At 60.4% G+C, this 23,900-nt stretch carries 24 protein-coding genes and 2 pseudogenes; 11 read left to right on the top strand and 15 right to left on the bottom strand.

What is annotated here, in order from left to right:
- Positions 1-20: 20 nt before the first annotated feature.
- Positions 21-719 (top strand): FxLYD domain-containing protein, encoded by a 699-nt coding sequence (locus AC6RUA_RS07455; protein WP_499815299.1) that lies wholly within the window; start codon positions 21-23, stop codon positions 717-719.
- A 22-nt stretch (positions 720-741) separates the two neighbouring features.
- Here AC6RUA_RS07455 and AC6RUA_RS07450 read toward each other — a convergent pair whose 3' ends face one another.
- Positions 742-1,431, bottom strand: a complete 690-nt coding sequence (locus AC6RUA_RS07450) for a cupredoxin domain-containing protein (protein WP_499815298.1) — start codon at positions 1,429-1,431, stop codon at positions 742-744.
- A gap of 65 nt (positions 1,432-1,496) precedes the next feature.
- The gene (locus AC6RUA_RS07445; RefSeq protein ID WP_499815297.1) at positions 1,497-2,057 is read right to left on the bottom strand and encodes a cupredoxin domain-containing protein; all 561 of its coding nucleotides are present in this window, start codon (positions 2,055-2,057) and stop codon (positions 1,497-1,499) included.
- A 266-nt stretch (positions 2,058-2,323) separates the two neighbouring features.
- Between AC6RUA_RS07445 and AC6RUA_RS07440 the strand changes: the two genes are divergently transcribed.
- Complete coding sequence (locus AC6RUA_RS07440; RefSeq protein ID WP_499815296.1) at positions 2,324-3,631, top strand: tyrosine-type recombinase/integrase; 1,308 nt, start codon at positions 2,324-2,326, stop codon at positions 3,629-3,631.
- Positions 3,632-3,636: 5 nt separating this feature from the next.
- Here AC6RUA_RS07440 and AC6RUA_RS07435 read toward each other — a convergent pair whose 3' ends face one another.
- Entirely contained in the window at positions 3,637-3,834 is a 198-nt protein-coding gene (locus tag AC6RUA_RS07435; RefSeq protein ID WP_499815295.1) for a hypothetical protein, read from the bottom strand.
- A gap of 584 nt (positions 3,835-4,418) precedes the next feature.
- Here AC6RUA_RS07435 and AC6RUA_RS07430 point away from each other — a divergent pair.
- The 3 genes from AC6RUA_RS07430 to AC6RUA_RS07420 are packed head-to-tail and all read left to right on the top strand — an operon-like array spanning position 4,419 to position 5,947.
- Positions 4,419-5,024: a site-specific integrase gene (locus AC6RUA_RS07430; RefSeq protein ID WP_499815294.1), complete on the top strand. Its 606-nt coding sequence runs from the start codon at positions 4,419-4,421 to the stop codon at positions 5,022-5,024.
- A 31-nt stretch (positions 5,025-5,055) separates the two neighbouring features.
- The gene (locus AC6RUA_RS07425; protein ID WP_499815293.1) at positions 5,056-5,301 is read left to right on the top strand and encodes a metallophosphoesterase; all 246 of its coding nucleotides are present in this window, start codon (positions 5,056-5,058) and stop codon (positions 5,299-5,301) included.
- On the top strand, positions 5,225-5,947 hold the full coding sequence (locus AC6RUA_RS07420) for a hypothetical protein (RefSeq protein WP_499815292.1): 723 nt from the start codon (positions 5,225-5,227) through the stop codon (positions 5,945-5,947). The genes AC6RUA_RS07425 and AC6RUA_RS07420 overlap by 77 nt, the downstream gene beginning before the upstream one ends.
- A gap of 209 nt (positions 5,948-6,156) precedes the next feature.
- On the opposite strand, the gene AC6RUA_RS07415 is transcribed toward AC6RUA_RS07420, so the two are convergent.
- The 3 genes from AC6RUA_RS07415 to AC6RUA_RS07405 all read right to left on the bottom strand — a co-directional run bounded on the left by AC6RUA_RS07415 (position 6,157) and on the right by AC6RUA_RS07405 (position 9,426).
- Positions 6,157-7,296 (bottom strand): flavin-containing monooxygenase, encoded by a 1,140-nt coding sequence (locus AC6RUA_RS07415; protein WP_499815291.1) that lies wholly within the window; start codon positions 7,294-7,296, stop codon positions 6,157-6,159.
- Between the two features lie 159 nt (positions 7,297-7,455).
- Positions 7,456-8,268, bottom strand: coding sequence for a helix-turn-helix transcriptional regulator (locus AC6RUA_RS07410; RefSeq protein WP_499815290.1), 813 nt, complete (start codon positions 8,266-8,268; stop codon positions 7,456-7,458).
- Between the two features lie 507 nt (positions 8,269-8,775).
- Positions 8,776-9,426: a DUF7509 family protein gene (locus AC6RUA_RS07405; protein ID WP_499815289.1), complete on the bottom strand. Its 651-nt coding sequence runs from the start codon at positions 9,424-9,426 to the stop codon at positions 8,776-8,778.
- Positions 9,427-9,518: 92 nt separating this feature from the next.
- Here AC6RUA_RS07405 and AC6RUA_RS07400 point away from each other — a divergent pair, with 92 nt between their 5' ends.
- Both AC6RUA_RS07400 and AC6RUA_RS07395 read left to right on the top strand, forming a co-directional pair.
- Positions 9,519-9,911, top strand: coding sequence for an ArsR/SmtB family transcription factor (locus tag AC6RUA_RS07400; protein WP_499815288.1), 393 nt, complete (start codon positions 9,519-9,521; stop codon positions 9,909-9,911).
- Positions 9,912-10,099: 188 nt separating this feature from the next.
- Positions 10,100-10,480, top strand: coding sequence for a PadR family transcriptional regulator (locus tag AC6RUA_RS07395; RefSeq protein ID WP_499815287.1), 381 nt, complete (start codon positions 10,100-10,102; stop codon positions 10,478-10,480).
- Between the two features lie 30 nt (positions 10,481-10,510).
- Here the strand turns inward: AC6RUA_RS07395 and AC6RUA_RS07390 are convergent, their stop codons facing one another.
- From AC6RUA_RS07390 to AC6RUA_RS07360, 7 genes and pseudogenes are all read right to left on the bottom strand, one after another.
- Positions 10,511-11,131, bottom strand: coding sequence for a hypothetical protein (locus tag AC6RUA_RS07390; RefSeq protein WP_499815286.1), 621 nt, complete (start codon positions 11,129-11,131; stop codon positions 10,511-10,513).
- Between the two features lie 263 nt (positions 11,132-11,394).
- A complete protein-coding gene (locus AC6RUA_RS07385) occupies positions 11,395-11,868 on the bottom strand; it encodes an SRPBCC domain-containing protein (protein WP_499815285.1) in 474 nt (157 codons plus the stop codon).
- Complete coding sequence (locus tag AC6RUA_RS07380) at positions 11,865-12,200, bottom strand: ArsR/SmtB family transcription factor (protein ID WP_499815284.1); 336 nt, start codon at positions 12,198-12,200, stop codon at positions 11,865-11,867. The genes AC6RUA_RS07385 and AC6RUA_RS07380 overlap by 4 nt, the downstream gene beginning before the upstream one ends.
- Positions 12,201-12,612: 412 nt before the next feature.
- Complete coding sequence (locus AC6RUA_RS07375) at positions 12,613-13,695, bottom strand: transcription initiation factor IIB (protein WP_499815283.1); 1,083 nt, start codon at positions 13,693-13,695, stop codon at positions 12,613-12,615.
- 580 nt (positions 13,696-14,275) lie between these two features.
- Entirely contained in the window at positions 14,276-14,623 is a 348-nt protein-coding gene (locus AC6RUA_RS07370; protein ID WP_499815282.1) for a DUF8013 domain-containing protein, read from the bottom strand.
- A gap of 131 nt (positions 14,624-14,754) precedes the next feature.
- Positions 14,755-16,029: an RNA-guided endonuclease TnpB family protein gene (locus AC6RUA_RS07365; RefSeq protein WP_499815281.1), complete on the bottom strand. Its 1,275-nt coding sequence runs from the start codon at positions 16,027-16,029 to the stop codon at positions 14,755-14,757.
- Positions 16,030-16,145: 116 nt separating this feature from the next.
- Positions 16,146-16,650: pseudogene (locus AC6RUA_RS07360) on the bottom strand (DUF6610 family protein); the annotation flags it as partial.
- Between AC6RUA_RS07360 and AC6RUA_RS07355 the strand changes: the two are divergent.
- From AC6RUA_RS07355 to AC6RUA_RS07345, 3 genes are all read left to right on the top strand, one after another.
- A complete protein-coding gene (locus tag AC6RUA_RS07355; RefSeq protein WP_499815280.1) occupies positions 16,531-16,860 on the top strand; it encodes a DUF7344 domain-containing protein in 330 nt (109 codons plus the stop codon). The pseudogene AC6RUA_RS07360 and the gene AC6RUA_RS07355 sit on opposite strands and share 120 nt — an antisense overlap.
- A gap of 36 nt (positions 16,861-16,896) precedes the next feature.
- Complete coding sequence (ddfA, locus tag AC6RUA_RS07350) at positions 16,897-17,154, top strand: DdfA family disk-determining factor (protein WP_499815279.1); 258 nt, start codon at positions 16,897-16,899, stop codon at positions 17,152-17,154.
- Positions 17,155-17,470: 316 nt separating this feature from the next.
- Positions 17,471-20,800, top strand: a complete 3,330-nt coding sequence (locus tag AC6RUA_RS07345; RefSeq protein ID WP_499815278.1) for a PAS domain S-box protein — start codon at positions 17,471-17,473, stop codon at positions 20,798-20,800.
- A 516-nt stretch (positions 20,801-21,316) separates the two neighbouring features.
- On the opposite strand, the pseudogene AC6RUA_RS07340 reads toward AC6RUA_RS07345, so the two are convergent.
- Positions 21,317-22,295: pseudogene (locus AC6RUA_RS07340) on the bottom strand (IS1595 family transposase).
- A gap of 178 nt (positions 22,296-22,473) precedes the next feature.
- On the opposite strand from AC6RUA_RS07340, the gene AC6RUA_RS07335 reads away from it, so the two are divergent.
- Positions 22,474-22,770, top strand: coding sequence for a hypothetical protein (locus AC6RUA_RS07335; RefSeq protein ID WP_499815277.1), 297 nt, complete (start codon positions 22,474-22,476; stop codon positions 22,768-22,770).
- Between the two features lie 49 nt (positions 22,771-22,819).
- Here the strand turns inward: AC6RUA_RS07335 and AC6RUA_RS07330 are convergent, their stop codons facing one another.
- Entirely contained in the window at positions 22,820-23,731 is a 912-nt protein-coding gene (locus tag AC6RUA_RS07330; protein ID WP_499815276.1) for a hypothetical protein, read from the bottom strand.
- Positions 23,732-23,900 lie beyond the last annotated feature (169 nt).

Genomic DNA, 23,900 nt, shown 5'->3' with positions numbered 1-23,900 from the left:
ATAATAGATTATGTAAGTACATGACGAATCGGGTCGCGGTGGCCGCCATCACCGCCGCGGTAGCGGTCCTCCTCGTCGTCGGGTCCGCGGTCGTCGCCCCCATCGCGGTAGACCTGACCGGCGGAGAGGTCGTCGCGACGCACGCGACGATGCACTTCGACCGTGTCGGTCGGCCGACGGTCGTGGGAGAGGTTCACAACGGGCGCAACACGCCGGTGAGCGGGGTTTCGGTCGTGGTCACGTTCGTCGACGCCGACGGCGACGCCGTCGGGTCGGTGACCGACACGGTTCTGGGTGCGCCCGTTCCGCCGGGCGGGACCGCTCCGTTCGTCATCCGAGCGGCGGACCTCGGCGAGAAACCCGCGGACTTCGAGGTGTCGCTCCGCTCGGACGGTTCGGCCGCGGACGCCGCGGACTCCTTGGTCGTCACCGACTCGCGCGTCTCCGACGAGTCGCAAGACCAGCTCGTCGTCGTCGGCGCGGTCGAGAACCGGGGAGAGCGTCCCTCGAACGTCGGCGTCGTCGCCACTTTCTACGACGAGGACGGCTCGGTCATCGGCGCCCGGGCGGTCCGCACCTCCCCGGGGTCGCTCGCGGCGGGCGAACGCGGTGCCTTCCGTATCCGGTTTCGCACGCTCGGCGACGTCCCGAGTCGCGCCAGGGAGTTCGCCAGTTACGGCGTTCGAGCGTACGAGGTGAACCGGACCGACGGCGGGTGACCGCGGGTCGTTCGAGCGACGGTCAGCCGACCGACCGTCGCTCGAACGACGCCCCGGCGGGGACGACTCCCTCCTCGACGATTCGCCGACTGTCGGGGACCGTCCCGCCCGGCGGCATCGACCCCTCGGCGGGACCGCCCGGTTCTCCGACGACGAGTCGTCCCACGCGGCCGTGGTTGAGGTGCGTGGCGCAGTAGTAGTCGTACGTCCCCGGGACGGTGAGCCTGACCGCGAACGACTGCCCCGGTCCCATCGCGGGGCTACGCCAGGGCTCCGCCTCCCGGGGAATCCGAAGCTCCGTCCCGTTGTCGGGGTGGAACGCTCGCGACGAGTGCGGCCCGCTCGTCACGCGGAAGACGACGGTGGTCCCGGGGTCGAGGAACAGACCGACCGGACTGAGGCGTGCCGCACCGGTGATACCGCTCAGAGAGACTCGCCGTCGAGAGTCCGTGACCCGGGTCGCGACACCTCCCTCGCTTCCGTTCGGGTCGGCGCCCGCAGCGTCGTCGCTGGGGAGGTCTCCGCTCTGCGAGGACTCGTGGTCGGGCGCGTCGCACCCGGTCAGTCCGACGACCCCGGCAACCGCGAGGTGGCCGGCGTACCCCAGGACCGAGCGACGCCGGACCGTGGTCGTGCCGGGAGCCCCCCGCAACTCCTCCCCGTCGGTCCGCCCGAACCCACGTCCGCTCGGGTGGCCACGGACTCCCGTCACAGCCGGACCCTCCTCCGTCGGCGAATCGTGTGGTCTCCAGCGGCGCATCGTCCCGACCGAGACGGTCACCCCTCTCCCGTGAACTCGAAGTAAGATATCGAGCCCCGGTCGACGACCTCCTCGGCCGGCGGGACTCTGCCGTACGGCGTCCGGGTACCCGCCGCCGGCCCTCCCGGTTCCCCCACGACGATTCGGGCGACCATGCCGTGGTTGTAGTGAATCCCGCAGTAGTAGTCGTACGTCCCCTCGACCCCGAACGTGTGCTCGAACGTACTGTACGAGACGGGCCCGCTGTACCACGACTCGGCGTCGGACGGAATCCGTCGTTCCGTGTCGTTGTCGGAGTGGAACGCGGCGGTCGAGTGCTGGCCGCTCTCGGCCCGCCACGTCACCGTCTCGCCCGGTTCGACGAACAGACCGACCGGACTGAAGTAGATGAGGCCGGCAGCGTTGTTGCCGCTCATCGTGACCGTCCGGGCCGGTAGCTCGGTCTCCGTCGTCTCCGCCGCCGTCGCCCGCGGGGAGTCCCCGCTCAGTTCCTCGGCCGCGTTACACCCCGCGAACGTCCCGACTCCGACGACGGCGGCGCTCCCGGCAGCCCTGAGGAACTCGCGACGCTCGGGCATGTGATACTGTTTGACACGGTAGCGTATAACTCCTGCCGCGTTCGCGCTTCCGACCCGGCGCGCGCCCCTCTGGTGGGTTCCGACTCCGCGTTCTTCGGTGTCTATCGCCGTGGCGTTCGCGTCGTTCGGCACCGACGGCGTGGGACGCTCACGGAGCGTATCGGCGAGGCGGAACCGAGTGCGGAGGACTACAGGAGGAACGAGGAGAGCCTAGGCCGGGATTTTAGCCGAATGGTTAAATCCTGTAACGAACCATTCCAAACCGTATGACGAAGCGCGAACGAATCCGCGTTTTGAAAGAGCGCATTCGAGCCGGCGGCGGGGCCAACTTCTACGACGATGAGCGATATGCGGGCGACACGATCAGCGACGACGACGCTGGAACGCTGCTCACTGTCTCCGATCAGTTCGACCTCCACGACTACAGCGACAATCGGCACGAGAAACTCCTCAGGCACCTCGTCCGCGTGGCCGAGAAGGTCGGCGGCCTGACTGACGCACTCGAGGAACGCGAGGCTGCCGAGGAACTCGTCCGCTGGGTCAACCGGGAGTACGATAACCCCCGAACGAAGTGCGATTACCGGCTGGCGATCCGCGCCATGGGCAAGCACGCACTCCGCCGTGGAACGAAGGGCGATCCGCCGGAATCCATCGACTGGATGTCCGCGAATACGCCGCGCAACTACAATCCGAAGCCGTCGCGTGCCGACATGCTCGACTGGGAGGATGACGTCCTCCCGCTCATCAACGACGGGACAAACCCGGCCCGCAACAAGGCACTGTTCGCCGTCCAGTTCGAGGGTGGGTTCCGCCCGCACTGCGAACTCTACGAGATGAAGGTCGGCGATGTGAAGGACACCAGCTACGGTGTCGAAATCGAGGTCGACGGGAAGACCGGCCAGCGCTCGGTGACGATGATTCTCGCGCTGCCGTACCTGAACCGCTGGCTCGGTGACCATCATCCGTGCCCGGGCAACGACGATGCCTACCTCTGGGTGAAGTCGAACGGCGAACGGATGAGCTACACGACCTTCCAACGCTACTTCAAGCGAGCCGCCGACCGCATCGACCTCGAGAAGCCCGTCACGCCGAAGAACTTCCGGAAGTCGAACGCGACGTGGCTCGCCAAACTCGGCAAGAACGAGTCGTTCATCGAGGACCGACAGGGACGCCAGCGCGGAAGCGATGCCATCTCCCACTACGTCGCGATGTACGGGGAGGATCGCGCTCGCGAGTACGCGTCGATGCACGGGCAGGACGTCGAAACTGAAGATCCGGAGGACTACACGCCGATTACCTGCCCCCGGTGCCGTCGACAGACGCCACGCGACAAGGACGTCTGTATGTGGTGCAATCAAGCGCTCGACCACGACACTTTCGAGGACCTCGAAGAGACGAAGACGACGGTCAGAGACATGGCACTCCAGCTGTTCCAGGAGGACGGCGAATTCGTCGAGGACGTCGTCACACGAAAGGCCGTCACCCAGATGATGCTGAACGACGACGACTTCTTCGAGGAGGCGCTTGACGTCGCTGAGGGTCTCGACATCGACCTGCCGACCGCCGTCGAGTAATCGACTCACGGCTTCCCCCTCCGTTCCACGACTGCATCGAGTTCGTCGTGTAACTCGTCCAGTTCGTTATCTGGGGTGTATCGATCTAAGAGCGCCCACGCGCAAGCGCGAGCGAAGGGATCGTCACTGCCTCTGACGACGGCGAGTACTTGCTTGCGGTTCTCCTTGACGTACTTCTCGGGGTCAATGTCGTTGTCGAACATCGGGTGAAAGTAGGGGTCTGGGTTGCTTTCCGTGAAGACCCGTGGTGAGCCATGGCCTGTATCGACGGGACTGCAGAGCGTCAGTGAGCTATTCCGATTAGCGATAGCACCCTGATCGCGTAGCTGTCGGTCAAACACATCTAAGCAAACTCCCGCCGATTGCATTGCGCAGCTCGTCCGTGCTTGTTCAAGCGTCATCTGGTCATAGCTCGGATTCCGTGGATGGTTAGCGAGCGATTCGGGCCTTAGTCGGGGGTTCGACAGTGTTAGCCCCCGTTTTCGCTTATAAACCTTCGTACACCACCCGGTCGGTTGACTGGGTGCCAGTTTACCTCCACGACCGCCTCCGATCCCTCCGACGTGGTAGACGTCGAGGATGGCGAGGCAGTGGTCGCACTGTACGACGTGAGTGACGAGGGTACCTGACGCTTTACGGGCAGCATCATTCCTGCACCTCCAGTTTGTACAAGAAGTCGTCACTGAAAATCTTCTCTTCGCCTCTGAGCCGGCCTTATCGGAGGGCAACACACCGCGATTTCTGATGCTCGACAGATATATGGTGCAAGCTTTTTTTGGAAGTGACTATGCGACTGGAGGCGACCGCCAAGCCAGACGAGTACAAGGTCTGGATGACTGACGACGAACTCGAGGAGTTGCGTCGTTCGACGATGAATCCACGCGATGATCTCGTCATCCAGCTCGGTGGCTACGTCGGCCTCCGCGCGTTCGAGATTCCACAGATTCACCCGGAGCACGTCAAGCGAACAGCCGACGGTGATCACTACCGCCTCCGCGTTCCAGAAGGGAAGGACACGACCGGGAGTGGCGGAAAGCCTCGCGACGCCTACCTCCCACCAGACGTCGAGAGCGATATCCATCGCTACCAGACCCACGAGGATATCGCACCCTCCGACCCGCTCGTGGACCTCACAGAGCGCGGCGTCAGAGACGTCGTCAAGCGGACTGCCGAACGTGCCGCTGACGAAACCGGCGACGACGATTTCCGCTACGTGAGTTCCCACGATCTTCGCCGGCGGTTCGCCCAGCGGCTTCTCGTCGACCGCCAGATGAATCCCCGTGTCGTGATGGCCGTCGGCGGCTGGGACTCCTTCCAAGCGATCGAACCGTATCTGAACGCGCCGACGCCCGACGTCGTCAACGAAGCCTTCGAAGAGGCAGGGCTCGTATGAACAGCGTCAAGATACGAAGGAGCGACTCCCCATGACGGCTGACGATGACGAGACACTACGCTTCCTCTGCATGGGGGACAATCACGGCGACGTAACCTCCTTGGAATGGGTCGTAGATGGCACGGATGGCGAGGAATTCGACTTCGTCATTCACGTCGGCGATATCACAAACGCGTGGTTCGACGGCGTCGACGAAGGTCGTGAGCAGCTCGAGGCGATCACGCCGCAGTTCGAGGCCCTCAGCGAGCGCGGAGAACTCCTCCTGGGGGAACCGTGATGGGGCAATCGGCCCGGAACGGCCGTTCCAAGACTACGACCTGCCAGGGACGTTCATCCCCGAAGACGACGCAATCACCGTCGCTGGAGAAACGTTCACCCAGGATCTCGAGCTCGTCGAAGACGACACGATCCTCGTCACCCACTACTGGTATCCCGAGCTACTGGACCACTTCGCGGGGAAAGCGTACTTCTCGGGCCATATACACACGGGCCGATACAAGAACAAGGCACTCAACACGGCGTTTCTCTACCGAACGGCAGACCATGGTGCTGATGCGCTTCTCGGCGCGTACTTCGTTGTCGAGATCACACCCGACGGAGCGTGGCAGATTGACTTCCGAAACATCGGGAAGGTCCGGAAAGGGATCTGCCCCAAGCATCAGGCACTGGGCGTGCAGTTCGTCCCCGACTACTGGCGGAAGGACTGCCAGTTCTGCTACGACGAGGACGAGTTCTACAGTGAGGTCGCCCGCTCTGCACTCTACGGATTGGGGACGGTACTAGAAGAAGTCGATGTTGAGGAAGTTGTCGAGTTTGCAGCGTCGTCGTACGGGGAGACGCCGCCGTCGTTCGAATCGAACCTGCGAGAATTTCTGGAAAAGCGGTTAGCGGACAAGCAATCTGACGCGGGACGAGGCGGCTGAGGGTATGCGCTGCTAATAGGGATTAGCGAAAACCCACATACTTTCAGATATAACCGAGTACAGAATTTTAGGGTAGACGTGCGAGATTCAGAGGTTGTATCGGTCACCGCGGGTGATCTGACTCCCAGTTAGGATGAGTTAGACCGTGCGGGATGGCGACGTTCGCAAGACCGGCCGTTCTCAGTACCCGGGGGCGACGCCAAGCTCGACTACGACTGCTGTGGGAGTCCGTCCGCCGATCTTGTGTAGCTCGGACGAGGCTGCTGCTGCCGCGCCCTCGACGTCAGGTGGTCGACGACGTACTCCGCATCCCTGCCGACGCCGGTGAACAGCCCCGACGTCATCGCGTACTGGAAGAACAGGCCGACGAAGTACAGTCCCGGCTCGTTCGGGACGACACCGCGCGCGTGGACGGGCTCCTTAAGCTGTTCCTTCCCGTCGAAGATCGGGAGGGCTATCCACGAAAAGTCAGGGCGGAAGCCAGTGCACCAGATGACGTTCTCGACGTCGAGGACGTCGTCGTCCCCGACGACGGGGCGACCGTCGCGGACGCCGGTCGTGCGAGGCACCCGCTTGACGCCAGCCGCGACCAGGTCACTCGGCTTCGTTCGGACCAGCGGACCGCCTTGTGAGAGCACCTTCGGGCGGATACGACGTCCGATCGGCGTCCCCGTCGTGAATATCCGGTGGAAGAGCACGCGCATCACGAATGGGCCCCCGAGGTGACGACCGACCCACGAGTCGATGTGGAACGGCACATGGCCGACGTCCCGACCCGACAGCCATGTGTTGTGCTCAGAGGCGACGTCGAGGGCAATCTCGGCACCGGAGTTGCCCGCTCCGACGACGAGCACCTCCCCGTCCTGAAGCTGATTGGGGTTGCGGTAGTCGCTCGTGTGCAGTTGGACGACATCGTCGGAGAGCTCAGACGCGAAATCCGGGACCTTCGGGACCTGGTAGCTCGCCATCGCCACGACGACGTTGGCCGCCTCGAACCGCCGGTCGCCGGCGCTCACGAGGAAGCCATCCCCGCTCCGTTCCAGCCCGTCCACGCGGACGCCGAGTTCGACAGGCAGGTCGAACCGCTGGGCGTAGGTCTCCAGATAGTCGGCCACCTCGTCCTTCGTGGGGAAGGCGTACGGTGAGCCCGAAAAGTCCATCCTCGGCAGGCTCGAGTAGCGGGCGGGCGTGAACACCCGGAGGGAGTCCCAGCGGGCCCGCCATGCGTCGCCAACGCGGTCGCCCGCGTCGAGGATGACGAAGTCCTGGTCGTGCTGCTGCAGGTAGTACCCGGTCGCCAGTCCGGCCTGGCCGCCGCCGATGACGACGGTGTCGTGTCGTTCGATCATGTGTTCGTTCCTCGGCAAGCGTACGCGCCGGAGGGATGTGATGATGCCGCGTGCAGGATTTCACGCCCTGAAATCTCGGGAAGGCCGGGTACCTGCTACGTCAGAAGCTCCCGGCTGACCGGTTTGCCAGTCCGATGGCGGCGGTCGTCGCCAGGGGCGTTACGAAGGCGCGCGGGATTCAAAGGCGGCGGGGTCTACCGGGGTCGCCTCCGCGCGAACCTGCTCGAAGACCGAGGTGGCCCACTCGCGGGCTTCCGGGGCGTCGGTGTCGATGACCGCCACGAGCGCCCCGGTCTCGGGGTCGTGGCAGCAGATGCCGGCCCGGTCGTCCACGATGCCGAGGCCGCAGCGGTCGCCGTCTGGGAGGTGGTCGTGGACGAGGACGGTCGCGTTCTCGCAGACGGTGACCTCCATGATCCGATCCGGGTTCCAGGCGAACATCCCCTTCAGGGCGTCGGGCGTGAATACGTACTCGAACGTCATTCCCTCGAGGACCGCGCCGCAGGCTGTCTCGAGGTTACTCGACTTGTAGACGATGTTGTCGAACCCGCGCAACGACGAGGTCGACGTGATGAGCTGGCCGAGACGCTCGACGGGCTCGTAGGGATACCCTGGCCCGGGATAAGAGACCACCGCATCGGCGAAGAGGTCGACGGAGAAACCCGGCATCTCGACCGGCAGCCACTGCCAGACATCTCGGAGCTTCTCCTCGACCTCCATTGCGTCCCGGAGAGCCAGGAACCGGTCGGCGACGTACTCGCCGAGGGGGGTCAACCCGTACGTGGGGCCGTCCCTGACGAGCCACCGACGCTCTTCGAAGTCGGCGAGCACCCGTCCGACGGTCGGCGAGGAGGCGCCGGTGGCCTCACACAGCTCTTGACGGTTGGTCGGTCCGTCGCCCAACGTCTCGAGGACGCCGACGCGGTGGGCCGACGTGGCTAGGAACTGGATGTTGTCGATTCCCGCAGTCATATGCGATGTAGGGGGGCGAGGAGCTTAGCGTTTCTACCGTGGGGATGGCGACTCTACGTTCGAGGGCCTAGGAGGATCGAGGGCGTGTCCTCCGCCTGCTTCCCAGCCCGCCCCGACGGTGGCGACGCACCTCCGTCTCGGTGCTAATGTGGCAGTCACCACTTGATGCAATTGCGCTCTATATTCAACAACCCCTTTCTACCAGACGAGATGTGGGTCGAATCTATGAATTCTTGTACTAGCCCCTCTGACTGCGGCGACGCAGGTAAAATCTGATTACGAATAGACGTCGTCGAACTCGCGTTCGCGCGCATCAGCTCCTTTACGCCATGCTCGAGGATGTCCCGCCCCATCGTAGTCGACCGGTAGGTCGGCCATTTGGGATGCCTCAGTTGGAGGAATTCTCGCTCCTCGACGTAGTCGTTCTGTCGTTTCGTGACACGTTCCACACGTACGGCGTGCCCGGCGGCCACAAGACGGGAGGGGGCGAGCAGGCCGGGGAGGGTATCAATCAAGCTGTGGGAGGTCGCCGCGTTGTTCTCGTCGTGCGAGATCCCGGACGAACAACCGGAGCTGATGGACGAGATCATCGCGGTCGTCATATGAATAGACGCGCGCGTCCCACCGGTCCTGGACGGCAGCGATCATCGCACTCCGGACACCGGACTCGTGGATGAACAGGACTCGTTCTTGATGCGCGTTCGTCGGCGTTCGCTCATCGCGTTCCCGAAAGATCGCCTCAAGCACGGAGCCGGTCTCGATGCCGACACCGAGATTATCACCGATCCGTGGGACGATGTAGATGACAGCATTGCTCGCGAGCGCGAATTCGATGCTCTGTGTTGCCGCGTCCATCTCCTCAAGCGGGATGTCGATATCGATGGCCAGAAACGCGTTGACGCCCGGCTCAGTCCGGAGTCGATCACGGGCGTAGAGCAGCAGATCGAGCACCGCTTCCTGCTGGTCGAGATCCACGTCCGACCCGACAAGCGCACCGAAATCTACCGTCTCGGGGATTGAGCTCAGAGCCTCGCGGTTGTCGTTCTCTACCGCGTCCAGCAGTGCATCGACGTCGAACGTCTTGTATGGGCCCATCAGATAGACGAGAAAGCGTGAGTGGGCGAGCTCGCCGAGTTCGCCGACTAGCCGGTCGCGCATTACACCAGCATCCGTGCCCATATAAATAAGCTGCTTTTCTGTGGGTGCTGAGTCAGCAAGCACTTATGGGTCTGCTTACGCAACTAGTGCACATGGTCGAATCCGAGCGTTCGTCTCCCGATGCGGACGATTTGGCAGGGCTCCTACCGGAGCACAGCCTCCTCTCTCTCGAAGAGTATCTCGACATGCAGCGAGCGATCGGGAACGAAACCCGCTTTCGGATTCTCCATTTCCTGACCGAAAAGGGGGCCCACAGTGCGAAAGAGCTCGAACAGGGACTCGATCTCCCGTCGAACACGCTCCACTACCATCTCGACGCACTCATCGATGTTGGGCTCGTCGAGAATCGAAAACGGAAGCAGCCCGACACCGAAGGCCTCTATTCGTACTATCGGGCCACCTCGCTCGGGGAAGGGATTCTCGAACACGGCGTCCGCGAACTGATGCGCGAGGAGTGGGACCTCCTCGACGCGTATAGCGACTAGCAGGAGCGTGTGTTTCCGTCCTGGAAGGCGCTCACTCGGAAGCTTCTCGTGGTATCATCACACGCCAGCTTTCCAGTGGTGTTTGTTGAGATGCTTACGAGGTGGCGTGACCGAAGCAACGATGGTGAGGGCGAATCGGCTATCGGCGTTCGGGTGGCATTTTAGGTATCGGTAGTGAATATCGAGGTATGACCGCGTCAGACTCGTCGAATGGGGCGGAGTCCTCTAACGATGATTCGACGGACACTCATTCGATTGATTTTTCGTCGTATAATCTTCCAACAGACCTCACCGCCTTTCAGGTCCACCTCCTCTGGTTAATCTACCGGCTTGGGCCAGCAGAGGGAGTGGATCTCCAAGACGCACTCGAGGACCTCTACCCAGAAGAGATCAATCACGGGCGACTGTATCCGAGTCTCGATCGAATGGTTGACTCAGGGTTGGTCAACAAGCAGACGAAGGAAAGTGACAAACGGCGGAAGGAGTACACGCTCACGGGACGGGGCGAATGGGTCGCCGAGGAGTATCGCGATTTTATTGATGAAATGGTTGGACCGGACGGAAGCTAAGGAGAATAGGATCAGATGAATTGCTGTGTATTATTTGTGGATTGGCTCGGGGATTCCGATGGAAGTGAACCGGACGTCGACGGCGCCACAGGCCGCGCAGCTGTCGACGAACGCACACACCTGTAGCGAGGTCTCTAACTCTCGGAGACTGCCACACACCGAGCACTCATAGTCAGTGAGATAGCGAACCGACACCCGATCCCGTTCTCCCTGTGGGTGGGGCGTTACTGTCGACGATGTCGGCTGATCGTGTGCTGTCGGCGTGCTATCCTGGGACGCATTCTGCTGGTCGAGTGGGCTGTTCCACGCGCCGTCGGGGAGACTATCGTAGAGTCCGCCCGGGTCGCTGTCGGCGACGTCAATGGGGATACTGTCTGCTGGTCGTGTGGAGGTATCTGATTCCTGCCGCGTTGGTGAACTGGGTTCATCGACACCAGCAGAGTGGTCAGTCGGCGGGAAGGCTGTCGTCGATGCGCTGATCGCGACGGACTCCGTGCTGTCGTGGAGTTCGCCATCGATTGCGGCGGCGAGTTCAGCGAGCGGATTAGCGATCTGTGGCTCGGCGTGGTTCTCTACACCCGTCTCAAATAACCAGTCGCGAAAGGCAGCTGCTGTCTCAACGTCGATCGTAAACGATGGGGCTGGTGACATCTGTAACTCGCTCCGTCCCACTTGGGGACGACAAACCAGTGCTCGCTCTATCTCAACGGATGAGCGGTAGTAGCGAGGGTATCATAGAACTCTTGCCATGGTTGCTATTTTTTCACAGGAGAGGCGTGAATTGGCCGATATGTAGAGTGTGCGTAGTTACCGGAGAGAGGTGAATAACTCCCGATTCTTGAGAGTGAGTGCGGATCACTGGTCACCACTAGACGCTGTGATGGTGTGCCCACGGCTGAGGGCCGGCGACCTCCCTATTCGGCCACCGGGTACTCCACCAGCCGAGCCAGGTTCTCCAGAGACATGCCCCAACCCGTTGCAGCATCCTCCTCGGGGATGGGTTTGGGGATGCCCTCTTGCCGCACAGTCACCTCAGTCCCACCCTCGACCTCCGCAAGGGTGATGGTCACGGTCATCTCGCCCTGCATCTCAGGTGCATCAGTCTCGAACTTGTCTGACTGGACGATGCGCTCGTTGGGCACCAGCTCCACGTACTCACCACCGAAGCTGTGCTCATCACTCTTGTCCAGCGAGGTGAAGGTCCCGCGATACGTTCCGCCGACCTCTCCGTCGGCGTGATCGTACTTGGCGGTGTAGCCCGCCGGCGGCGAGAATTTCGCCAAGGCGTCGGCATCTAGGAACGCAGAGTAAATGCGCTCGGCGGGCGCCTTGATAATGCGGCTTACTTCGATGCTTCCCGTCTCCATTTCGGTAGGGTGGTCGCTCATGACTGATCGTCTCCTTCAACTTCCTGCGCGATGGCATCCAGCGTATCTTCCCAGAAGATCCGGTACTGGACGATCCAGGAGAAGGCATCGGACAGGGGTTTTCCCTGGAGTGCGCACCGGCGTACCCGGCCTTCGTGAGTCTGCTGGAGTAACCCGGCGTCCTCCAGCACACTCAGATGTTGACTGATCGCCGACAGGCTGACGTCGTGGGGCTCAGCCAGTTCGCTCACGCTCTTTTCCCCTTCGGCGAGCTGCTCGATGATCGAGCGCCTGATGGGGTGAGAGAGTGCAGCAAAGACCGAATCCAGGTCGACGTCAGGATGCTTAAGCATCTTCTAAACTATTGCGCCCGAGATGCTTAAGCATTTGCTTAAATGAGAATGCAGGCCAAGACCCTGCCCTCAACCGACGCTCACGCATCTCGTGTGGTCCGGACTTGACGAATCCTCCTGTTGAACTACCTCTGCGAAGACAGACTTCTCCGTCCATCTCTACGGTGAACATTTCCCGTCTGGACCAAGCACGACCATACTGTCGACTCCATAGGATATCTGCCATTAGTTGCACGGACAGTACCTATCGTTTCACTACCTCGCAAAAAGGGATCTGCGGACTATTCGAGGACATCCTTAGTGGGGGTAGCGAGGTTGTGGCTGCCGACGCCTCTGGCGTCGGGAGCGGAGGGTGGGGAGGTGGGGCGTCCGCTGGGCGGCGGTCACAAGAAAAAACGGGAGAGTGCTCCGCTTAGTGCAGGGTATCCGGCTTCTGATCGAGGATGACACCCGGGTCGGTGGTTCCGTGTCGGGCTTCGTAGGCGTCGACGAGCTCGCAGTTGTACCGACTGATCCGGCTTGTCGACGTCGGCATGACCGCGCTGGTCGCCTCGACGACCTGCCCCTGGGTGAGATGCTTCTGGGGCGTCAACCGATCCGCGCCGTAGAGCGCCGCCGCCGCGATGGTGAGCCGCGACGTCCCCGGCCCGACCGGGACTTGATCACCGAGGTGCATGAGGTGTTGCGCCAGCCGCCACGTCCGTACAGCTGCACTCCCTGGGAGTGCATCGTCGTCGAGCGCGTCCACGATCGTCATCACGGCGTTCGGCCGAGTGACGGGGACAGTGTCGATCCCGAGTTCACACCGGATCTTCCGCGCCGCAGCGCACACCCGCTCGTGAGGCGCCTTCGTGTAGGTTGCCACGTCGACGTCGACTTCGTCACGATCAACCCTCGATTCGCGTGTTGCGATGAGTACGGCACCGCCCGCGAGTGCCTCCCAGGCCATCCGCCCGCCGGCCAATCTCGCCTCCGAGGCGCGTCGCAGGTACTGCGCTGCCGTCTTGACGACGTGATCCGGCAGGGCCAGATTGCCGCCGATCATTTCGACATCCCGCAGCCCTTCGTTGAGCCGTTTCGTCCGCTTTCGATCGTCTCCGAACTGGTATCGCTTGTGCCACTTCCGAAGGCGCTGGAACTTCTTCCACTGCTCGTTGCTGAGCGGATTCCCGTGTCCGTCAGTACTCTTCGTGATCTTCGTGTGCAGCCCCTTGTCTGTCCGGAGCGGATCCACCGTCTCGATGCTCTGCGACGCGTTTCCGACCAGGCCCAGATCGGCCAGCGTCGGGCTCCGGTCAACCCACTCGGACGCGACGACCAGCCCGCAGTCGGCACAGAACGACTCCTCGTCTTTGGTCACCACTTGGCCGTCACACTCCGGACACGCTGACCGACTCGTAGGTTCCCGCTCGATCGTGATCTCGCGACCGCACTGCTCGGTGGTTGTTGTCTGTTCCTCCGAAACCGTCTTTTCGCTTGCGTTGGTACTCGACATTGGGTTCTTCACCGAACCTGAAGGCGCTCACGCGCCCGACACCGCGATGCTGCTACATCGCGGTTTTCCGACGACTACGACCGACAGACTCGTCTGCGCGCTCTCGCTCGCGCCTTCGCGAGCGCCCTGTGGGCGCGAGCGAGAGCGCGCCCGAGTGAGGCACATCATCCAGCACCGCGCGTCGACCCGCCCGGAGCGAGCGGCCAGCTTTAAGCCGTTTCTCGTGTCCGGCCCGGACTGCGGGTTCGTGTCCAGGGCGACGGTCGTGAGCACGGCGAGCCGCGGTGTGACTCGCCGCGCGGAGCGGCCCAAAGCGCTGGAACGCGAAAGCCTGCGAGGGGTGCAACCGAAAACGCGCTTAATACTGGCGTCGAGACCAGATGCATTTTAGCCCGGAACGGCGAGCTTGCTCGGCGCAGCCCGGAATGGTCGGTCGCGAGCGACGCGGAGGGCGGCAGCGGCGAGCGGGGCGTGCCGTTAAGAAACACCGCTCAACCGGTCAGGTCGCTCGGCGAACAACCCGCCAGCCTGGCGGACTCAGAAAGGGCGAGGCCGTCTCGGTCGTCCTCCGACCCGGCGGTTACCGGAGAGCGGCTTTCTCATCAGCGAAGCCGACTGTGACGAGGTAGTCAAGGAACTCGTCGAACTGGTCGACATCGCTGGGCCTGTCGGTCGCGAGGTGCCGCGTCCACTCGATGGCCCACTGGAACACCGGATTAGTGCCGAACTTGGCGTGGATATACCACCAGCGAGCCGCTTCCAGGACGACAAGTGGATTCGTCGGCGGCTGCTCCGTCGCGAGCGCCTGCGTAATCGACCGGATTTCCTTGGGGACATCTTCTGGTTCGACCCTGGTTGATTGGCTGTTCGCTACGTCGACTGGAATTGCATCGATCGAGACGTCGTTCGAATGCTGTTGTTGGCTCACGGAAATCACCATCCCGGAGGGCCTGATCTAGCACGCCCTCGTCCTCTCCGGAGGGCGCGAAAAACAGCACGCTGCGTCACGCAGGCGGGATGTGAACCGCCTCGGGGTCGAGCCCCGAGGCTTCCCGTGGGTTAATCGGACACTCCCACGACACCATCGGCAAGGTGGCCTGTAGCGGTGTCGTGGGTCACGGTCGGGGCGTCCACGGCCCCCGATGCCTGCCGTCGCACCGTCCGAACAACGGGAAGGCTGTTGAGAGCAGGCACATTCCAATCGAGTTTCGTGATCCCTTTCACGGCGATGTTGACGCTTGCACCTCGGTCGCTGTGGTCTTGGTGGGAACACGACCGGCACGTGAACCGCTTCTTGTTGCGATTCGCTCGCTCTGTGTGTCCACACATCGGACATCGCTGGCTCGTGTACTCGGGGTTAATCCACGCAGTCGGGATGCCCTCGAACGATGCCTTGTACGACGTGTAGTATTGGAGGGCGCGGAACGGGAGGTGGTGCAAGCGTCGGTTCATCCGCGTACCGTAGTCGATACTGTCGCGCATCTCTTTGAGGTCTTCAAAGACGATACACGGCTTCTCGAACTGACGGCTCCACTCCACGATGTGCCGAGACACCTTGTGGAGTCTGTCGCGGACAAACCGTTCCTCATGTCCCTCCAGCGTGTGGTGAATACTGTCTTTCCCCGCGTTCTGAACGCGCTTCCGCATCGTGAAGTAGCGGTGACGCTCAAACTTGATTTCGGGGAAGTCGATAACCAACGTATCTTCGACACCGTTCTCGGAGAGCGCGGTGAAAGCCACGTTGTCCTCGTTCACGTCCACGCCAACAATCGTCCGTGAGTCCTGCTTGTCTCGAACGGTCTGCTCGGTGTTAGTGACGTTGACGTGCAACTCGGCGTTGTCGTTGTGGAATAGGGCTTCTGCCGTCACAATTTTCCACTGGTCGCTTTCGAGTGCGATCGTGAGAATATCGAGGTGAGCATCACTCCCTTCGAGGACGCCGGTAACGTGCTTGTACGGTTTCGCGCTGATTCGGAACGCAACTTCGCCGTCGTCGGTGAGCGACAGGTTGTACCCCCCCTCGTAGTTCGCACGAAGCGGGTATGCACTATCCTTGGTGTGACTGGGTTGGCCGAAGTCGTCGTACTCGTAGTAGTTCTCCATCGCGCCGAGGGCTTTGGCGACGACACGCTGCGTCGTGTTCTTCACGAGGGTGGCGTCGTCGGCCACACGGTCGGGAATGGTGGCACAGTCCACACCGTCTTTGGCGAGACGGATGGTTTCGTTGTACACCGAGCGCGATTCGAGACAAGCATCACGGAGCAGGCTCTCGTTGTCACTCCGAATGTCGAGTTGGAAATCCAACGTCTTGACGAGAGCCTGTTCGTCGGTCATCTTCTACGCGAATTCTGATGTGTCGTCCTCGTCCATAAGCTCATGCCACGGAGGGTGAAAGTAAAGACTCGTGTCGGCTTCACCCTCGGGGTCCAGCCCCGAGGCACTCGCCTTGCTCATCTGTAGACGCTCCGATCACCGGAAATCTCCTCAAGATTGTTCCGATGTCGGTGTGAGAAGTAGCACTCATAGCAGCAGTACCCACAGACTGCTCCCGTGTCGTACTCGGCAACGTATGGGCCACGATCAGTCGTCCACACGTTGGGCGCGGCATTCGGTACACGCCGCGCTCTCGATATCACTTGGCGTGGGCCCGGAATAGGTGAGTTCGGTCTCGTCCGCCTGGGGTGTCGAATCGGGCCAGATGCCCTGGTCCTGCCAGAATTTTTTGAGCCGGCTGAGGCTATGCCGGACCGTCTTTCGAACGGTGACGTGGTCGGCGTCGCGACCGCTGTCATCCCAGCCGTCAGCCGTCCAGAACTCGCCGAACTGCGCGCCACGATGAAGTCCATTCCAGTCGACCCCCACGATATCGGCCAGCGGATCGTTTGTGAGCGTCGGTCGGGTCAGCTGTCGGATGGCCTCGAGTTGTTTGGGTGGGCTTCCGCCGAGGACGTGAAGGACATCTATCTGGAGTTCTATCACACGCATCTTCCGAGACTGGAGCGTGCCGACGTCGTCATATACAATCTGGAACGGGACCTTTTTTCGCTACTTGGATACGGTGTGGATGCAGTAGCCGATATCCAGCTGGTTGATGGACGAGAGACAGACGGCTCTGACGAGACGATCGATAAACTGTACTGGCACACACAGAATAACGTGGTATAGCATCTATACCTCTCTCGGAGCAATAGATGAGCATCAATGAGTCGGAAAAATACACCCTTGCGAGCTTCCAACTCCCCGCCAACTATTGGGGTTATCGAAGCCGTTGCTGAACATGAAGGCGTTGATACAACCGAACTGCCGCCACTCAGTACGGTTATCGACCCAGATGCTCTTGATAGCTTGTTTGCGTACTCAACCGACGAATTTCCACATCCGAAAGGACGGGTTGTGTTTCAGTACTGTGGGTACACTATTGCCGTACACTCCGGCGGCCAGATTGTCGTCGAGGCGTAAGGTGAGAAGCGACAGCACGACAGCTCAACCCAAAGGATAGATTCGGCAGGTATCCGTGTCGCTGCTCATGCGCGCCGGGTTTCACTACATCTCTGGTGGGGTGTCTATTCCATATAACACCGCAAGGTAATCAAACGTTAGATCTCACGCGGGAGTGGACCTTAGCTACCGATAAAGGTCATCTAAGCCGATTGAGTGTCGATAGTCGGCGGAAATCGTACTAATACTCAGCAGTGAGACCAGGTCGTCTAAAATCATAAGGCTAGGTAAGCGAACGTTCAAGGAGCTGCATCGTCATTGTTAGAAGGCAGGCCTCATGACGGTACCGCTCACCTCATCCGATCAGGCGGCGACATGGCTGCACCCCGACCAGGTTGAGGCGTTGCGCACCGCATGTTACAATGATCGCTTCCAATCAACACACTGGCAGCGCAACGAGGCAATAGTCGCGGTCTTGTACGATACCGGTCTCAGAGTCGGCGAACTCGTCCAGCTCGACGTCGACCACGTCGAACTGGAAACCGGAGCGATACAGGTCCCCGCCGCGGAATCGCCCGAAACACAGACGCCACCCTCACCCTCTTCGGTGCCGCTCAAACTTGACCCGGAACACACACTCGGGACGAGGCGACTCCTTACCTCTTACCTCCATCACCGCGAGGACAACAGCGCAGTCCTGTTTCCATCTCGGAATGGTGGTCGGCTGACGCCCAAGGCGATCCGAGATCTGGTTGCTAAAACGGTGGAATGTGCCGAGATACACCCGTACACACCAACTGGCCGGGGAGACTCAGCCGATATTTCCCCACAAACGCTCCGTCACAGCACTGCCTGGCGACTCCTTACGGTCGAGAATCGGTCGCTCTCCGCTGTCCGTGACCGATTGCGTCATACCGCTCTCTCGACCACCAGAAGCCTCTATGCTACCTTCACGGGCGACGACGACCGCCACACCGAGATCCGTTCACCCTCCCAAACGTCTCATGAGATACTACCGGAAACAGAAATTCGGGGGGCGATGCTGGACGCCGTTCCCGATCTCCTGTTTGTGTTCGACACGGATGGGCAGATTCTCTGGTGGAACACTCAAGCGCCAGATATCACCGGGTACGGAGCAGCCGAGATCGCTGAGATGCACCCGCTGGATTTCGTCGCGCCAGCGGACAGAGAGCGGATCGCAAAGGCGATTGGTCGGGTAACTAACCACGAGACGATCGAACTCGAAGAAACCCACCTCGTCACGAAAGACGACGACTATCTCCCCTACGAGTTCACTGGAGCACCGCTCACTGACGACGAAGGAACCGTCTGGGGCGTCGCAAGCGTAGGACGCGACATTTCGGCCCGCAAACGATTCGAACGCATCTCAGACGGATTTTACACACTAGACACCGACTGGCGGTTCACTTATCTCAACTCCCATGCCGAAGAATTGGTTGGTAGATCCGAAGAAGCGTTGCTCGGAACCGTCTTCTGGGAGGCGTTCCCCGTCGCAACCGAGCTACAAATCTATGAAAAGTTCCACACGGCGATGAAGACACAAGAGTCGGTCTCCTTCGAGCAGTACTATCCATCAGCTGACACCTGGATTGAGATCCGTGCGTACCCCTCGAAAACAGGCCTCTCGGTCTATCTCCGGAATATCACTACCCGGAAAGAGCGCGAACGAGAACTCGAACAGTATCGAACGCTCACGGAGGCAGCGAACGACGTCATCGTCACGATCGACGACGAGAGCAGTATCCAGACGGTGAATCCTGCTGTCACGGACGTCTTCGGATACGGGCCCGACGAGCTGATCGGGGAATCAATCACGACGCTCATGTCCGATAATCTCGCGGCTCAGCACGGAACTGCGCTACAGCGGTACCTCGAGACCGGGGAGCAAACCATCAACTGGTCGAACGTCGAAGTTTCGGGGCTTCGTGCGGACGGGTCGGAGGTTCCGCTTTCAATCTCGTTTAGCGAAGCCGAATACAACGACCAGCGGTTTTTCACCGGCGTCATTCGCGACATCACCGAGCGCAGAGAGCGCGAACAAGCACTCGCCTATCGGAAAGCGCTGCTTGAGGCCCAGCTGGAAACGACGGTTGATGGGCTGTTAGTCGTCGATTCCGAGCGGAACGTTCTCTACCACAACGAGCGCTTTCTGGAGCTCTGGGACATCCCCGAAACGGTCGCCACCAGTCGATCGGATGACACCCTCCTCAAGTGTATCCATGACACCCTCGCTAATCCGGACGAGTTCCGAACGAAAGTCGAGTATCTGTACGATCATTCCCACGAGGAGAGCCGGGACACCATCGAACTGGCTGATGGCCGATGGTTCGACCGGTACTCCGCACCAGTCGACTACGACGGGATCCACTACGGCCGGTTGTGGGTGTTCCGGGATATCACTGATCGATTGGAACGCGAACAGGAACTCGAGCAGCAACGAACCGCGTTGGCACAACTGGACCAGTTCAACACGCTCGTTCACGATCTTGTCCACGCAGTGGTTGAGGAATCGACGCACACTGAAATCGAGCAAACTGTCTGCGAGCAGCTGGCTGCCTCAGACTTCTACCAAGCAGCTTGGATCGGAGGACAGACGGGGAGGGCTGCTGAAATCACACCCCGAGTCGAGGTCGGTATCGATCCCGACGCCGTGTCTAACAAGACTACAGTGACCGAGGTGGATTCGGCACGGGGGATTGCAAATCGAGCAGTCGAAAACCAAGAGGTTTGTGTTAGGCAAACTCGAAGCGAGCCAGTCGGAACCGCATGTGCCGGACAGCGTGAAGCCATCGACACCAAATCCGTACTGGCCGTTCCGATCAAATACAAGGATGCGTTGTACGGTGTTCTCGTGGTATACGCCACCGACTCGACGGCATTCGACGAGCGTCAGCAGGCTAGCTTCGCTGATCTCGGCGAGACAATCGGCTTCGCGATTGCAGCGGCCGAGCGAAAAGACGCACTCGTTGCCGAGAATGCCCTTGAGCTCACACTCTCAATTCGGGACCCAGATCAGTTCTTCATCCAGGCCGCCACGCGATTCGACGCGATCGTATCGCTAGAAGGCATCACCGGTCGAACCGATGATTCGTATCTCGAATATTTCACCGTGACCGGCGCTTCACCGGGAGCGATTCGTGATCTTGCGGATCAAAGTGGGATGCTCGATCACGTCCGCGTAGTGAGCAGTCACGAAACTGAGTGTCTCTGCGAAGTAGGTGTGGCGGACTCGTCGATTACCACAATTGTCGCTGAATACGGCGGGATGGTCACCGCCATGACTGCCGAAGGCGAGTCCGGGACGGTTCGTATCGACCTCCCACGGACAGCTGACGTGAGCCGTGTAATCGACGCCCTAGAGGCGACTGTGACCAATGTCGAACTACAGGCCAAAGAGACGGTCGACCGGCCGCTGCATCCCCAACGTCGGTTCCAGGCAGCCGTCACTGACCGTCTGACGGATAAACAGCGTGACGCACTCGAGGCCGCCTACCTTGCCGGATTCTTCGAGCAACCACGCGACAGCACCGGCGAAGACATCGCCGAATCCATAGGAATTTCCCCATCCACGTTTTATCAGCACCTCCGAGTTGGTCTGCGAAAGCTGGTCGGCCCCATTGCCGATCCATCGACAGCGTATGACTGACCGGGGCATACCGAATTTAAGTGGCGTAATCTATACTGACGACGAGTGAGAGTACTTGCTCATGTGAAAACAAGAGTCCATCCACATCCATGGTCTGATCGCGGTGACACGCGAGCATCTCGCCGACCAGTGAGAGATAGAGATACCGGCAGAGGCGTTCGACGCGCACGACGACTATGGAGTCTGACCCACGGCGATAGCCGAACGGAAAGACGCACATCCGAAGGCTGTTAATCACCTATTGAACGGATTACTGGTACGATCTGACGCTCACGACGCTGATAATCGCTGAATTCACAGACCTACGTCATCCAGTACATCAACAGGGCGCGGTCATTACGTGGAAACTCACAACGTGATCGCATAGCGATTCCAGCGTTGAGATATCCACGGCCATAATCAATTACTCCTCGATGACCTCTCTTTGCGGCTTGGACGTCCGAGAGATCGTTTCCTGATGAGGATTAACCATCGCTAGTGAAGAATTGGCCGCATGTTGGCTAATCGTTGACAGTATTATGTAGGGCTACGGAAACCCCCGATAACGAGGCAGTCGATGGTGGTTTCGAGTGATTCGCCAGCGAGGTTCAATGATCGAATAAGGCCGAAGGTGTGAGCGGCCTGTTCCAAGCCCTGCTTGGATATGCCGCGAAACTTCTGCAGCCACGGTGTGACGAGCGAAAACAGACACTCGGTCTGGTTGATGTGGACGCCTTCTGCGGACACATATCGCTCCTTGTGAACGACCGTTCGGTGATCGAACTCCATCTCTCGAGACGCTTGCAGGCCGTCAGTCCAGACCTCTCCTAACTCCGTAGAGAGGTCTGCAGCCTCCAGGATTACGGGTTCAAGATCCCCGCTGTAATCGATTCCCGGGTGGTCGCGAATTACGCGCAGCGAGTCACGGCACGCCGCGACGAGCGTCAGCTGGTCGCCGTGGCGTCCCCGCCATCGCGACCGCCCTGATCCGGACGATCCGCCGCGACGACGGCTCTCTCGCGACGGATCTTGGCCTTTGTACCCCGAACAGACAGCACCGCACTCGTCGACCTGTGTCGGTCCGTCGATTGTCTACTCGAGAAGCTCCCAAACGACCGGGAAACTGCGATGGATCGCGGCTTCCACCTCACGAATCGCGTAGTAGACCGTCCTGTACGCCCGGCCGAGCAGCGGCGCGATCTGATTGATGTTAAGCAACGTATCTGCGTACAGCGTGAACGCGAGAAGCACCTCACCTGCGGCGAGGTGCTTCTCGTGAAATGGTGTTACGTAGGTGTACACCGGTTTAAAATTGCAGTCACGACACCAGACGCGGTCAAGGTCAGACCACGTTCTGGACAGCGTTGTGCCTGCAGCGTGGACAGGACGTGTACTCCCAGAAATCCTTGAGTCGTCGCTCGATGCACGCATCGAGCGGCTCGGTGTCGATCTCGACGACGCCCAGCTCGATCAGCTCTCGAAACATCCCGCCGAACGCCGGCTGAGCAGAAGACATACCGCTAGATTATCGCCGACTCAGTGTAACTACACGGACTTCCCGCAGCTTTGCATAAGAGCGAGAGTGACCTGGCAGCCTCGACTGTGCCGAACTCCTCCATCACTTCCGAGGCTTTCAGGAGATTGGGGTTCACGGAGGCCCGGCATACTTGTACTGACGGAGAGTATCGGCTGCTATGGCGGGCGATGAGGAGCCGGTACAGCAGTGTACGGTAGCTGAACCAGTAGATCTCCGCACTGCACTGAACACGGCCGCGATTGAACATCTCGGCGTCGACGACCACCGAACGATCGTAATCTATCAACAGACGATTCTCATGGTTATCGTCACAGAGGGGGAAGCGACCGCAGCACAGGCGTTCGACGTCGAACTCTGGAAGGAATCCCCGAACCACCCCGACCGAGATCCAGAAGAGCTACTTACCGAATTTATCGACGAACTGGTGGCGACTACGGACACGGTTCGTCGGTAATCGCGAGACGATGACGGTCAGGGTTGTCCATAGATCGGACTCTGGTGAGTCACGATTCTCCGTTCGAGTAATACCACGTCCAAAACCAGCTTGGCGTGGTTGACCGGATGTCAGCGATAATCGCTTCCCACGGGTGCTCTCCCCAAAACGCTCGCGTGTAGGTGTTCGGTACGTTCACAGCGTCGCTCACGAGCAGCAGCGACCCAAAGAGGTCGTATTCGGGGAGAAAAGCGATGCTCCCCCATCGATATCGTGGTCGAATGCGACCGAGGACTCGCCATGGCAGCGCCGCTTGGAGGGCCGACAGCTCGGTGTCGGTGATACCGACCTCACGAACGGTATCAGCCGTGATGCCTCCTTGGCGCGTCCCATGTGCAAGGACACCTTCGAGGAGGGCTGTCGTCCGCTGCCGGAGCGCACTGTGTTCCATCGCCTCGTCGTCTTGTTCCTGGGCGAGATGTGTTAGCGCGTGAATCGACGCCGCCTTCTCGAACCCCTCTTGCAGATACGGATGGCGCCAGGTCGGGGAGTCGAAGCGATGCTGGTAGGCGTGACACAGCTCCGAGGCGAGCACCGCGGACGCCCGCGCCACGGGAAGACGGCCGCCACTGATCCCGATGTGACCCGTGTGAGCGGCATACCGGCCTCCAATCCAGAAGAACGTCAGCGACTCAGGGGGGTCGTTGGCGAGCAGCGTAAGTCGCTCTCGTCTCGATAGGTCATACACGAGGTGGTCACGCCAGTGATCTCGGTACGACATTGAATCCACGTCGAAGAGGTCGTCGTAGAAGTCGACGAGGGCTAAAAAGCAAGTCTGAATATCGGCCTCGGTGGCGAGGGGGCTGTCGTCGTGGGAGAGCCGCTCTGACAGAGGCGGTTGCTCTGGAAATCGACGCCGGTACTCCTCAATTGCATCGGCGCAGGTTGATCGGAGTCGAGAGAGAAATTTCGCCTTGTCCATCTTAGTTCGATGAATATGTTCTGTGATCAAACCGCACTAGACGGTAGTAAGGCGTATGCACTGAGTCGTTGTCCACGAACTAATCTCTACTAGGATCATGCTCGTCTAAGTAAGACAAGCAATACGATATAGTCGGGTCGGTGTGAAGGGCACCAATGGTTTGTTCAAT

It is taken from the genome of Halorarum sp. SLYT50 (assembly GCF_059821265.1).
The sequence above is the reverse complement of the archived record's forward strand: the minus strand, read 5'-3'. Positions and strand labels throughout refer to the sequence as shown.